The organism is Gryllotalpicola protaetiae (genome assembly GCF_003627055.1).
GTDB classification, from domain to species: domain Bacteria; phylum Actinomycetota; class Actinomycetes; order Actinomycetales; family Microbacteriaceae; genus Gryllotalpicola; species Gryllotalpicola protaetiae.
The window spans coordinates 1814204-1826633 of record NZ_CP032624.1; the positions used below are offsets into that span (position 1 = coordinate 1814204).

At 70.7% G+C, this 12430-nt stretch carries 11 protein-coding genes; 6 read left to right on the plus strand and 5 right to left on the minus strand.

Going from position 1 to position 12430, the window contains the following annotated elements; all coding sequences use genetic code 11:
- Positions 1–9: 9 nt before the first annotated feature.
- Positions 10–705 carry an endonuclease NucS gene (nucS, locus tag D7I44_RS08950; RefSeq protein ID WP_120790870.1) on the minus strand — a complete coding sequence of 232 codons (696 nt, stop codon included), beginning with the start codon at positions 703–705 and terminating at the stop codon, positions 10–12.
- Between the two features lie 38 nt (positions 706–743).
- Here nucS and D7I44_RS08955 point away from each other — a divergent pair, with 38 nt between their 5' ends.
- Entirely contained in the window at positions 744–1136 is a 393-nt protein-coding gene (locus D7I44_RS08955) for a VOC family protein (protein ID WP_162940165.1), read from the plus strand.
- A 98-nt stretch (positions 1137–1234) separates the two neighbouring features.
- On the opposite strand, the gene D7I44_RS08960 is transcribed toward D7I44_RS08955, so the two are convergent.
- Complete coding sequence (locus D7I44_RS08960) at positions 1235–2746, minus strand: FAD-dependent monooxygenase (RefSeq protein ID WP_162940166.1); 1512 nt, start codon at positions 2744–2746, stop codon at positions 1235–1237.
- 90 nt (positions 2747–2836) lie between these two features.
- Between D7I44_RS08960 and D7I44_RS08965 the strand changes: the two genes are divergently transcribed.
- Positions 2837–3442, plus strand: coding sequence for a TetR/AcrR family transcriptional regulator (locus D7I44_RS08965; RefSeq protein ID WP_120789185.1), 606 nt, complete (start codon positions 2837–2839; stop codon positions 3440–3442).
- A 54-nt stretch (positions 3443–3496) separates the two neighbouring features.
- Here the strand turns inward: D7I44_RS08965 and D7I44_RS08970 are convergent, their stop codons facing one another.
- Complete coding sequence (locus tag D7I44_RS08970; protein ID WP_120790871.1) at positions 3497–4783, minus strand: MFS transporter; 1287 nt, start codon at positions 4781–4783, stop codon at positions 3497–3499.
- 125 nt (positions 4784–4908) lie between these two features.
- Between D7I44_RS08970 and D7I44_RS08975 the strand changes: the two genes are divergently transcribed.
- Positions 4909–6000 carry a LacI family DNA-binding transcriptional regulator gene (locus D7I44_RS08975; RefSeq protein WP_120789186.1) on the plus strand — a complete coding sequence of 364 codons (1092 nt, stop codon included), beginning with the start codon at positions 4909–4911 and terminating at the stop codon, positions 5998–6000.
- Here the strand turns inward: D7I44_RS08975 and D7I44_RS08980 are convergent.
- Positions 5997–7376, minus strand: coding sequence for a glucose-6-phosphate dehydrogenase (locus tag D7I44_RS08980; RefSeq protein ID WP_120789187.1), 1380 nt, complete (start codon positions 7374–7376; stop codon positions 5997–5999). The two genes, D7I44_RS08975 and D7I44_RS08980, sit on opposite strands and share 4 nt — an antisense overlap.
- A 21-nt stretch (positions 7377–7397) precedes the next feature.
- Positions 7398–8726, minus strand: coding sequence for an MATE family efflux transporter (locus tag D7I44_RS08985; RefSeq protein WP_120789188.1), 1329 nt, complete (start codon positions 8724–8726; stop codon positions 7398–7400).
- A gap of 35 nt (positions 8727–8761) precedes the next feature.
- On the opposite strand from D7I44_RS08985, the gene D7I44_RS08990 reads away from it, so the two are divergent.
- The 3 genes from D7I44_RS08990 to D7I44_RS09000 are packed head-to-tail and all read left to right on the plus strand — an operon-like array spanning position 8762 to position 12427.
- Positions 8762–9826, plus strand: coding sequence for a PrsW family intramembrane metalloprotease (locus tag D7I44_RS08990; RefSeq protein ID WP_120789189.1), 1065 nt, complete (start codon positions 8762–8764; stop codon positions 9824–9826).
- Positions 9827–9875: 49 nt separating this feature from the next.
- Positions 9876–10811: an ABC transporter ATP-binding protein gene (locus D7I44_RS08995; protein WP_120789190.1), complete on the plus strand. Its 936-nt coding sequence runs from the start codon at positions 9876–9878 to the stop codon at positions 10809–10811.
- A gap of 2 nt (positions 10812–10813) precedes the next feature.
- Positions 10814–12427: an ABC transporter permease gene (locus D7I44_RS09000; protein ID WP_120789191.1), complete on the plus strand. Its 1614-nt coding sequence runs from the start codon at positions 10814–10816 to the stop codon at positions 12425–12427.
- Positions 12428–12430: the final 3 nt, after the last annotated feature.

The following is a 12430-nucleotide window of genomic DNA, read 5'->3' on the forward strand; positions in this document are numbered from 1 at the left end:
ACACGGCACTCAGAACAGGGTCGGCACGCCCGAGTCGACGCCCTTCATCGTCTCGTAGTCGAGCACGAGGCAGCGGATGCCGCGGTCTTCCGCCAGCGTGCGGGCCTGCGGCTTGATCTCCTGAGCGGCGAAGACGCCCGTCACAGGCGCGAGGTGCGGGTCGCGGTTCATCAGCTCGAGGTAGCGGGTCAGCTGCTCGACGCCGTCGATGTCGCCACGACGCTTCAGTTCGACGGCGACGGATCGGCCTGAAGCATCCCTCGCCAGGATGTCGACCGGCCCGATCGCCGTCATGTATTCGCGCCGCACTAGCGTGTGGCCGTCGCCGAGCAGCCCGATCTGCTCGGCGAGCAGCTTCTGCAGGTGCGCCTCGACGCCGTCCTTCACGAGGCCGGGGTCGACGCCGAGCTCGTGCGCGCTGTCGTGCTGCACCTCGTGGATCGACACGATCAGCTTGTCGTCGGTCTTGTTGGCGGCGACCGTCCAGACCTGAGTGACACCGGCCGAGGCCTGCTCGTCGGTCGGCTCGGCGAGCGTCAGCGTGCACGGCGGGCTCATCCAGTTGAGCGGCTTGTACGAGCCGCCGTCGGAGTGCACCAGCAGAGAGCCGTCGGCCTTCACCATGAGCAGCCGGGTCGCGAGCGGAAGGTGGGCCGAGAGTCGCCCTGCATATTCGACGGAACAGGTCGCGATCACCAAACGCACCTGTAGAGGATACGGGAGCGCGCTCATACCATGAGCGCGTGAGCATCTATGTGAGCGTGCCTGTTGCCGACGTCGAGCGTTCGACGCGGTTCTTCACGGCGATCGGCTGGAGCGTCGACGAGCGCTTCAGCAGCGAGCACGGCACGGGCTTCGTCATCGCCGACGGCCAGTACCTGATGGTGGTCGAGCGCGAGTTCTTCGCGGGAATGGTCAAGAGCGGGAAGACACTCGGCGACCCGGCGAAGGTCGCGCTCGCCGCGATCGCGTTCGACCTGCCGAGCCGCGAGGCGGTCGAGGAGCTCGTCGCGCGCGCCGCAGCAGCCGGGGCGACGCTCGATGAGCCCGACGACTACGGGTTCATGTACCAGCACGGCTTCGACGACCCCGACGGGAACCACTTCGAGCCGATGTGGGCCGACCCCTCGGCCTAGCCGGCCGCCTGAGGCAACCCGCGGCTGCGCCCGGCCGTGGTCGTGTTGTCGGGGAGCGCGGCGAAGGAAAGGTGCCGAGCTGGCGGCTGCGGACGGGATCAGGCGAACGAGCCGGCTCCGATCCCGGTCAGATAGGCGGAGGCGGAGGCGGCATCGCCCGCATCGGAGATCAGCCCGATGTAGCCGTCGGGGCGGATCAGCACGAGCGTGCGATCGGTCGGGCCGTAGGCGGCGGCCAAGTTGCCGGCGGTGTCGGCGAGCTCACCGGGGCCGTTCGGCTCGGCGACCACGCGCAGCATTCTGAGACCGGCGGGCGTCGCCGCGAGCTCAGGCGCAGCGCCGAAGGCGATCAGGGTGAACGCGCCTTCGCGGGTCAGGTCGAACAGCCGCCGCGTGCCGTCGACGGTCCTCAGCTCCGTGGCGTCGGGCGCACGGTCGCCTGCGCGCAGCGTGTCGTCATCGCCGCGATCGTCGCGGGCGAGCGCCGAGCCGCGGTAACCGACGTCGAGCTGCAGTGTGCTGGCGTCCCGCTTGCCGACGAGAGCGTTGTCTGTGATCGCCTGCGCGAGCCGCGCGTTCGAAAGCGTGAGCACGCCAGCGGCGACAGGCCGACGTTCGGCCTCGTAGCTGTCGAGGAGCGCAGGTGCGGCACCCGCTGCCACGGCCGCGAGCTTCCAGCCGAGGTTGTACGCATCCTGGATGCCGGTGTTCATTCCCTGGCCGCCCGCGGGGGAGTGGATGTGCGCCGCGTCGCCGGCGAGGAACACCCTGCGGTCGCGATAACTCGTGACGAGGCGGATGTTCGCACGCCAGAGCGTCGCCCACTCGGGCTCGTGCAAGCGCAGGTCTGTGCGGCCGGTGCGCCGCTCGAGGGTCTCCTGCAGGTTCGCGAGGCTCAGTTCGACGCTCTTCTGCCCCGGCCCGACGCCCGCCTGGTACTGGAAGATGGTGGTGGACGGCAGCGGGCAGAGCGTGACCGGTCCCTCGGCGCTGCTCCACATGTACCACGCGTCGCGGTCGAGCCCGTCGACGGCGACGTCGGCCACGAGCATCCGTACCTCTTCGCGGGTCTCACCCTCGAAGGCGATACGCGAATGCTTGCGTACCACGCTGTGGCCGCCGTCGGCGCCGACCAGCCAGTCGACGGCGACCGTCTCGTCGACGCCCGCCTTGTCGATGGTGGCCGTCACCCCGGAATCCGTCTGCTCGAACGCTGTGAGCGCGGCGCCGAATTCAACGACGCCGCCGAGCTGTGCGAGTCGATCACGCAGGGCCTCTTCGATACGCCACTCGGGCGTGATGAGGCTGGTTGTGTAGGGGACGTCAGGGCGCCCGCGCAGCTCGGGCGGCTCGCCGCTGCGCACGGTCTCGGTGCCGTCGGGTGCGACCATGCGCATCGGCATTGCGAAGCGCCCGTTGGAGATGACTCGGTCCGCAACGCCAAGGCTTTCGAACACTTCGATCGTGCGGGGCTGGACGCCCTTGCCGCGCGAGCCGCGCTGCGGGCCCTCGGCCGCCTCGATCAGGCGGAACGGAACGCCCCGCCGCGCCAATTCGACTGCCAGCGTCAGGCCGGTCGGGCCGGCCCCGACGATCAACACGGTTGTCACGCATGCCTCCCATATAAGAGTTGTTTGCTTCTCTTAAAAGAGTAGGTTGACTTGCTTAGATATGCAACCATTTCTTATTCTGAGGATGTGATGGATGCTTCGCCCGAACCCTCGCGCCAGCGTCGACGCGGTGCAGCACTTGAGTTCGCGCTGCTCGAAGCGGCGTGGGATGAGCTCGTGGCGATGGGCTTCGCGAAGCTGACGATGGAGTCGGTGGCGGCGCGTGCGAGCACCGGCGTCGCCGTCCTGTACCGGCGCTGGGCGAACAAAGACGAACTGGTGCTCGCGGCCCTCGAGCACTACCGCGCGGGCCACACAGTCGACCTTCCCGACACCGGCAGTCTGCGCGGTGATCTGATCGCGGCGCTCACCGGCATGTCGAGCTCGCGCTCGGCATTCTTCGCGATCGCCGCGTCCACGGTGTTCGCCGGGCTGGCTGCCGACACCGGTCTCACGCCGACGCAGGTCCGTGATCGTGTGTTCGGCGAGCAGCGGCTCGTGCGCATGCGATCGATCTACGAGCGCGCGCAGAGGCGGGGCGAACTCGACCTCGAGAGGATCCCCGCGGCCGTGCTCGCGATGCCGTTCGACCTGGTGCGCCACGACCTGCTGATGGACCTCAAGCCCCTGAAGCCTGCACGTATCCGGTCGATCGTCGACGAGCTCTTCCTGCCGCTGCTGAAGCAGTACCGGTAGGGCACCGATTCGGTCGAGCGGAGCCGTCGGCGTGCGACGGGATGCGCCGACCGCTCAACGGCCGTGCGCGGTCGCCTCGGTCTGGACGTAGCTGCGGTGCTTCAGTGCGGGAGCGCAGAAGAACGCGGCAACCACGAGCGCGAGCACTACGAACAGCGCGTGCAGGATGCCCACGTGGTCGGCGAGGAACCCGATGAACGGCGGCCCGCCGAGGAACGCGAGATAGCCGATCATCGCGACGGCCGCGACGCGCGTGGTTGCGTTGCGCTCGTCGTCGGCCGCCGCCGACATGCCGAGCGGGAATCCGAGAGAGGCGCCGAGGCCCCAGAGCACCGCGCCGGTGACGAAGACCGCCGGGTCGCCACCGAGGATGAACAGCAGCAGCCCGACGACCCCGAGGCTCGCCGTGATGCGGATCGCCCAGACCCGGCCGAGCCGGTCCACGAGGGGGCCGCCCGCGATGCGGCCGAGCGTCATCGCGACGAGGAAGACGTCGAGCACGAGTGCGCCCTGAGCCTTGGTCGTGCCGTGGTCGTCGACGGACGCGAGCGCGATCCAGTCGTTCGCCGAGCCCTCGGCGAACGCCATGCCGAGCATAACGACGCCGATGAGCACCAGGGTGAGGTCGCGCCAGACGACGATGCGCTCGACGACCGAGCGGCGGAACCGTGCGCCCGCGCTGAGCGAGGGGAGAGAAGCGGATGCCTCGGCCGGCGCCGCCTGACCTGCGACCTCGCCCGGCGCGACGGGCACGAAGCGCACCGCGATCACGGCGACGACGATCAGCACGACGCTCACGACGCCGAGGTGCAGCCACGTCGGCACGTCGGCCGCCGCCGCGCCGGCTCCGGCCAGCGCGCCGAGCACGGTGCCGATCGAGAAGCACGCGTGCATGAACGGCATCAGAGTGCGGCCGATGCGCCGCTCGACCGTCGCGCCCGAGACGTTCATCATCACGTCGACGGCTCCATTGCCGAGACCGAGCAGGATCAGGCCGACGACCGTGACCGCGATGTTCCCCCACAGCGTGGCGCCGAGGCCCGCCAGCGCGAGTCCGATCGAGCCGATGACGAGCGCCCAGGCCATGCCGGCACGTGCGCCGAGGAGATGCGCGACGGGTGGCGCCACGACGAGGCCGAGGATCGCGCCGAGCGAGATGCACACGATGAGCAGCCCGACCTGGCCCGGATCGATGCCGAGCGCATCGCGAGCCGCAGGCAGACGCGCCGCGAAGCTCGCGAGCAGCACACCGCTGAGCGCGAAGATCACGAAGATCGCGTTGCGCCACCTGCGCAGCTCAGGCGAGACGGCGGGTCGAGTGCGGGAAGCGGTGGTGCTCACGGTGGTGCTCACTAGAAGAGGTCGGGGCGGATGCTGTGAATTCGACTGTCGAATCGATTCGATGCAACGGTCCGCCTAAGCTATCTGAAACCCTCGCCGAAGGGAAGCCACCCGAAGGAGCACCCGTGACCGCCGTCGACAACTCCGTGGAGCATCGCCCCACGCTCGCCGCCGTCGCGGCGCGCGCAGGCGTCAGCGCCTCCACTGCGTCGCTCGCCTTCAGCGGCACGGGTCCCGTCTCCGACGCGACGCGAGAGCGTGTGCTGCAGGCCGCCCGCGAGCTGAACTACGCCGGCCCGGACCCGCGTGCCCGCTCGCTGCGCCGCGGCCGCAGCGGCATCGTCGGGGTGGTGCTCGAAGAGCGCGTGCGCGACGCCTTCCGCGACCCGATCAAGATCGCGACCCTCGACGGCATCTCCGAAGAGATCGGCTCGGTCGAGGCCGGTCTGCTCGTGCTCACCGAGGTGGCCGGCGAGGTCGGCGGCATCGAGGCGACCCCTGTCACCCTGAGTGACGCCCCGCTCGACGCGGCCGTGCTGATGGGCTGCAGCCCGCGCTTCGAGGAATCCATCGCCACCCTGCGCGCGCGGGGTGTGCCCGTCGTCGCGATCGAGGGCAACCCGGGCGACGAAGACGTCGTCATGATCCTGCAGGACAACCGCGAGGCGACCCGCCTGGGCGCCGAGCACCTTAAGAGGCTCGGCCACGAGCGGGTCGCTATCGTCGCGCTGTCGCTCGACCGCGAGCACCTGCGCGCGCCCGTGACGCCGGCGCGCGTGGCCGCGGGCACGAGCGCGACGACGCTCGAGCGGCTCGCCGGAGCGTGGGACGTGTTCCCCGACGCGCCCGCCCACACGGGCGCGGGCTCGTACGTCGAAGAGGGGCGACTCGTCGGGCTCGAGCTGCTTTCGGCGCCGGCATCCGCCCGCCCCACCGCGATCATCGCGCAGAGCGATCTGCTCGCAGCCGGGGTGATCCGCGCGGCCGAAGAGCTGGGCATCTCGGTGCCCGAGCAGCTCTCGGTCATCGGGTTCGACGGGGTGAAGGTCGACGGACTGTGGCCGTACGACCTGACGACGCTCGTGCAGCCCGCCGCCGAGAAGGGTCGTGCGGCCGGCCGCGCGATCAAGGCGATGCTCGCCGGCGAAGACGTCGAGACCCAGCTGTTCACGGCCGAGTTCCACGAGGGCAACACGACGGCGAAGCCCGCGCGCTAGTCCCAGGGCCCCGACGAGCCCGCCGGGTACTCCTCGAGCGGCACCCTGCCGGCCTTCCACGCCTTCAGCACAGGGTCCACGAGGCGCCAGCAGTCCTCTGCGGTGTCACCGCGCACGGCGAGCATGGGGTCGCCCTCGAGCACGCCGGCGAGCACCTCGCCGTACGCAGGCAGCTGGCCTGGGTTCAGCGCGGCGGTGAGCGAGACGTTGTCGATCGTGTACGGGTCGCCCGGCCCGTTGACGTCGAGCTCGAGTGTCATCTCGAGCGTCTTGAGGTCGAGGCGCAGCCGGTTCGGCCGGTCGGAGCCGCGGATGCGCTCCGGCACGTGTGCCGGCGCCTTGAAGGTGAAGACGATCTCGTGCCGGTTCGTGCCGAGACCCTTGCCGCTGCGCAGGGTGAACGGCACGCCCGCCCAGCGGTTGTTGCGCACCTCGAGCTTGAGCTCGGCCAGCGTCTCGGTCTCGTTGGCCGGATTGACGCCCTCTTCGTCGACGTACGACGGCAGCTTGCGTCCGTCGATGGTCCCGGCGGTGTAGCGCGCGCGGCGCGAAGCCGTGGCCGGGTCGTCACCCCACAGCTTCGTCGCGCGCAGGGCGAGCGCTTTGAGGTCGCGCACATCGGTGGCCTCGAGGGCAGCGGGAGGCTCCATCGCGGCGACCGCGAGCGTCTGCAGCAGGTGGCTCTGGATCATGTCGACCAGCGCCCCCGCGTGGTCGTAGTAGCGCGCGCGGCCCTCGAGGCCGAGCGTCTCGTCGAACACGATCTCGACGGAGGCGACGTGGATGTTGTTGAGCAGAGGCTCGATGATCCGGTTCGCGAACCGCGTGCCGAGGATGTTGAGCACCCCGCTCGTGCCGAGGAAGTGATCGACACGGAAGACGTGGTCCTCCGGCGCGAGGGTCGCGAGCTTCTCGTTGAGGGCGTGGGCGGACTTCTCGTCGGTGCCGAACGGCTTCTCGAGCGCGAGCCGCGCCCCGTCGGGCAGCAGGCCGACCAGGGCATCGCACGCCTTCGCCGTGATGGCGGGCGGCAGAGCGAAGTAGATCGCCGGCGGGCTGTCGCAGGCGGCGAGCAACTGCTTCCAGTCGGCCGCCTTCGTGACGTCGGCGGTCAGATAGCTCGTGTGCTTCAGCAAGTCGGTGACGGCTGGGCCCTTCGCGTCGCCCTTCGTCATGGCCGCCGTGACGCGGTCCTTCCATGCGGCATCCGCGTAGGTCTCGACGCCCGCGCCGATCAGCTGCACCCGCCGGTCCGGCTGCACGGTGAGGAGGCCGCCGAGGCCCGGCATGAGCAGGCGGGAGGCGAGGTCGCCGCTCGCTCCCAGAATCAGCAGCGTCGCAGCTTCGGTCTTCGCGGACTTCTTCGTCGTGGCCACGTTCCCGAACGTACCCGGTTGTCAGGCGCCCGTCACGAGCCAGCGCGGGGAGCGGGCGCGCAGGCCGAGGGTGAGCGCGCGGGCGCCCAGATAGATGAAGGCGAAGGATGCCGAGAGCAGCGCGAATCCGAGCACACCCGCCGGCGCGAACCGCGCAACGAGCAGCGCGCACGGCACGAAGCAGGCCAGGTTGAGAAGCCCGGTGAGCGCGAGGTAGCGCGCGTCGCCCGCCCCGATCAGCACGCCGTCGAGGACGAAGACGTAGCCGTCGAGGGGCGCGGCGACCGCGATCAGAGCGACCCCGACAGGAAGGATGGCGAGCACGTTCGCGTCACGCGTGAACGCGTGCCCGAGCCACGGCGAGAGCACGAGTACGAAGGCGCCGAGCACAACGCCCGACCCGATGCCCCATTCCAGGCAGCGTCGCAGCACGGCGCGCACCCGCGGGACATCCGCCGCCCCCAGGCCGTGCCCGATCAGCGCCTGCACCGCGATCGCGAGTGCGTCGAGGGCGAAGGCGAGCGTGTTGAACACCGTCATCACGAGCTGCCATCCGGCGAGCTCGACCGAGCCGAGCCTGGTCGCCGCCCAGGTCGCGAGCAGCAGGGCGGCCCGCAGCGACGCGGTTCTGATCAGCAGCCACCACCCGGCGCCCGCGACCCCGAGCACCCCGCGCGCGTGCGGCCGCAGCGAGGCCTGCTCGATGCGGGCCCGCCGCCAGATCACCACGACATAGGCGGCGACCATGCCCCACTGCGCGACATCGGTGCCGACCGCCGATCCGACGATGCCGAGCCCGAGTCCGTAGATGAAGAGTGCGTTCAGCCCGGCGTTCGCGATGAAGCCCGCGACCGCGACCGCGAGCGGGGTGCGTGTGTCCTGCAGGCCGCGCAGCAAGCCGGTCGCGGCATACACGATGAGCATGGCCGGCAGCCCGATCATGGCGACACGCAGATAGGCGGATGCCTGCTCCGTCACGTCCGCCGCGGCGCCGAACGCGCCGACGAGGAACGGTGCGGTGAGGAATCCGGCCGCCCCCAGAATCAGGCCGAGCGCCGTGGCCAGCCAGGTGCCGTCGACACCCAGTGAGATCGCCCCAGGCCGATCGCCCGCGCCGAGCCGCCGCGCGACGGCGGGTGTCGTGCCGTAGGCGAGGAACACCATCAGCCCGACGACGGTCTGCAGCACCGCGCTCGCGAGGCCGAGGGCGGCGAGCGGGATCTGTCCGAGGTGCCCGACGAGCGCACTGTCGACGAGCAGGAAGACCGGCTCGGCGATGAGCGCGCCGAGCGCGGGGATGGCGAGTGCGAGGATCTCGCGGTCGACGGCGCGCGCCGTGAGCAGGGGCATCGTCCGATCTTGGCAGGGTCGGCAAGAATGCCAGCATGACCGACCCCGAAGGCCGCGCGCCGGTGTCGCCCGAGCAGCCCGCCTGGCAGGCGCCGCAGCAGCCGGCGCCCCGGCCGGCGCCGCCGCCGCAGGACTGGCGCACGATGCACCCGCCGGCCGCGCAGCTCGCGCCGCCCCAGCCCTACGTGCGGCCGTCGAAGCCCCCGAAGCCGCCGCGCACGTGGCTCGGCCCGTGGGGCGGGCTCTGGATCACCCTCGGTGCCGTCGCCATCATCGGCCTCGAGTTCTTGGTGGCGTGGCTGCTGCGCGATGTGCAGCGACCGTCGCCGCGGGACTACGAGGTGCTCGACCCGATCCTGCTGCTGATCGGCAGCGGGTGCGTGATCGCCGGGTTCCTCTACACGCTGGCGTACCGCGTGCCCGCGCGCTGGGGGCTGTCGATCGGCCGGCTGATCGGCGGGGGACTGCTCGCCGGCTTCCTCGCGGCCGTCGCGGCCGGCATGCTGAACGGCACGATCAACGCGTTCGCCGGGGGTACGGATGCCTCACCGAGCATCACGAGCCTCGCGGTGGTCGGCTTCGTGGAGGAGACGTGCAAACTCGCCGCGGCGCTCGTGCTCGGCCGCTCGCTTCCGGTGAAGAACGGCCGGGTCGGACTGTTCGTGGGCGCCGCGGTCGGGTTCGGGTTCGCGTTCGTGGAGAATCTCGGCTATCTCGAGACCGCGTGGTCGGTCGGGCTTGCACACAACGGCGCCCTCGTCGGCACGCTCAGCACGGCCATCTCGCGCCAGCTGCTCGGTCCGTTCCTGCACCCGGTGCTCACGGGGCTCGCGACCGCGGCCTGGTTCGCCGTGGCGCGGAACGGCCGCTACCGCTTCGCGATCGGCGCCGTGGGCGCGTGGGCGGCCTCTGCGGTCGCGCACAGCCTCTTCGACCTGGGTGCGAGCGCGGCCGACAACGCCGACGACGTGAACGTCGGTGCGGGCATCACGGTGCTCGCGATCTTCGGCTACGTGATCGCGGCGTTCCTCGCCTGGCTCTTCGTGTCGCGCGCGCTCAAACGCCGCGATCTCGCCCGCGAGGCCGAGCCGAACTCCTGACGCTTTTCCTATGTTCACAAAATTGTGAAAGTGGCGTACAGTCTGCGCCATGAATTCTGAAGGCGCCGCCCCGGTCATCGAGATCCGGGGCCTCGCGAAGCACTTCGGCAAGGTCCACGCCCTCGACGGGCTCGACCTCACGGTCACCCAGGGGGAGGTGCACGGCTATCTCGGGCCCAACGGGGCGGGGAAGTCCACCACGATCCGCATCCTGCTCGGGCTCGCCCGTGCGACCGGCGGCGAGGCGCGGGTCTTCGGCGCGGACCCGTGGCGTGAGGCATCCGCCCTGCATCGCCGCATCTCGACCATTCCTGGAGACGTCGCGCTCTGGCCCAACCTGAGCGGCGGCGAGACGATCGATCTGCTCGTGAAGCTGCGCGGCGGCGACACGAAATCCGAGGCCTACACGGCCGCCCGGGCGCAGCTGATCGAGGAGTTCCAGTTCGATCCGAGCAAGAAGGCGCGGTCCTATTCGAAGGGCAACCGGCAGAAGGTCGCCCTGATCGCCGCGCTCTCGCACCCCGCCGACCTCTACATCTTCGACGAGCCGACGAGCGGGCTCGACCCGCTGATGGAGGCGGTGTTCACGAAGCAGGTCGGCGCCGCGGCAGAGCGCGGCGGCACGGTGCTGCTCAGCTCGCATATCTTGAGCGAGGTCGAGAAGCTGTGCACGCGCATCTCGATCGTGCGCGCCGGCAAGGTCGTCGAGTCGGGCACGATGACCGAGCTGCGGCACCTGACCCGCACCTCGTTCTCGTTCGAGCGCAACGGTCTGACGGATGCCCAGCTCGCCGGCATCCCCGGGGCACACGACATCGGGCTGAACGAGGGGCGCGTGTCGTTCACCGTCGACTCCGACCAGGTCGCCGCCGCGCTGCCGGCCCTCGGCGCACTCGGGGTCGCGGGTCTGCAGGTCGCGCCGCCGTCGCTCGAAGAGCTGTTCCTGCGGCACTACGGCGACGTCGTCGCACCAGCCGAGGCGTGAGCATGTTCGGCACCCTGCTCCGCTTCCGCCTGCGGCGCGACCGCACCCAGCTGATCGTCTGGGCTGTCGTCCACTTCCTGCTCGCCTACATGGTCGCGAGCGCTGTGCACACGACCTACGGCACGATCGCCGAACGCACGGCGACCGTCAAGGTGCTGATGGTGACGCCCGCGATCCTGTTGTTCCGCGGCACGCCGCAGGGCACGAGTGCGGGCGACTTCATGGCCTTGCTCGGCCTCACCTTCATCGCGCTCCTGGTCGCGTTCCAGTCCACCTTCCTCGTGGTGCGGCACAGCCGCGCCGAAGAGGCGACGGGCCAGACCGAGACGATCGCGTCGACCGCGGCCGGGCGCATGACGCCGTCGTTCGCCGTCATCGCGCTCGGAGTCGTCGCGAACGCCATCGCGACGGCCGCGCTGGCGGTCGGATGCCTGGCAGGTGGCCTCCCCGCGGCGGGGTCGTGGCTCTTCGGGGCGGGCTGCGGCATGGTCGGCCTGTCCTTCGTCGGCGTCGCGTTCCTGCTCGCGCAGCTGTTCCCAGCCGGCCGGGCGGCCAACGGCTGGGCGGCGACCATCGCTCTGATCGCCTACGTCGCTCGCGGCATAGGCGACGCCGCGGGCACCCCGCACTTCGACACGCTGACGTTGACCCCGGCGTGGCCGATCTGGGCGAGCCCGATCGGCTGGGCGCAGCGTGCGAGGCCCTGGGCGGACGACAGCCGGTGGTGGCCGCTTCTGCTCGGTGTGGCGACTTTCGCCGTGCTCACCGCGATCGCCCTCGTCGTGCAGGACAGGCGCGACGTCGGCGAGGGCGTGTTCGCCGAGCGGAAGGGGCGGGCTGGGGCATCCGCCTGGCTCGGCGGCACCCTCGGACTCGCGCTGCGCCTGCAGCGTGGGGTGCTCGTCGGCTGGATCGCGAGCGTCGTCGCGGGAGCCCTGTTGCTCGGCGGGCTGTCGGGGGTGATGGTCGACCAGTTGCGGACTGCGGACTCGAACGTCACGGGGGTGTTGACCGAGATCGGGGGAGGCAGCGGTTCGATGTTGCGGGCGTTCGCGAACATCGGCGCGATCTTCTCCGGGCTGCTCGCCTCGGCGATCTGCGTGCAGGGGGCGATGCGGTTGCGGCAGGAGGAATCCGCTGGAGGCGCCGACGATGTTCTCAGCACCGCGGCCGGCCGCGCGCGCTGGATGCTCTCCTTCATCGTCGTCGCGGCCGTCGGCGCGGTCATCGCGCTTGTGCTCGGCGGTCTGGTCGCCGGCGCGGTCGCGGGCTCCGCTGGCGGCGGCTTCGCGACCTGGTTCTGGGCGATCGTGTGGGAGACGCCGGCCGTGCTCGTCTTCCTGGGCGTCGTCGCGCTCGTGTTCGCTGCCCTCCCCGTGGCCACGGTCGCGGTCGGCTGGACGATCTTCGCCCTCGGGGCGATCCTCGGCCTGTTCGGTCCGCTGTTCGGCCTGCCTCAGTGGGCCAGGGACCTCGCTCCGTTCGCGCACACCCCGGCGATCGCGCTGCCGCACCCCGATTTCGCCGGCGGGTGGGTGATGGCTGCGCTGGCTATCGTGCTGGGTGTGGCATCCGTATACCTGTTCGGCCTGCGCGACACGAAACCCGGGGCGTAGCGG

Bases quoted from the DNA above. Each gene is read 5' to 3' on its own strand.
- D7I44_RS09000 (WP_120789191.1), top strand. From the start codon at position 10,814: ATGTTCGGCACCCTGCTCCGCTTCCGCCTGCGGCGCGACCGCACCCAG.
- D7I44_RS08990 (WP_120789189.1), top strand. From the start codon at position 8,762: ATGACCGACCCCGAAGGCCGCGCGCCGGTGTCGCCCGAGCAGCCCGCC.
- D7I44_RS08995 (WP_120789190.1), top strand. From the start codon at position 9,876: ATGAATTCTGAAGGCGCCGCCCCGGTCATCGAGATCCGGGGCCTCGCG.
- D7I44_RS08985 (WP_120789188.1), bottom strand. From the start codon at position 8,726: ATGCCCCTGCTCACGGCGCGCGCCGTCGACCGCGAGATCCTCGCACTC.
- D7I44_RS08965 (WP_120789185.1), top strand. From the start codon at position 2,837: ATGGATGCTTCGCCCGAACCCTCGCGCCAGCGTCGACGCGGTGCAGCA.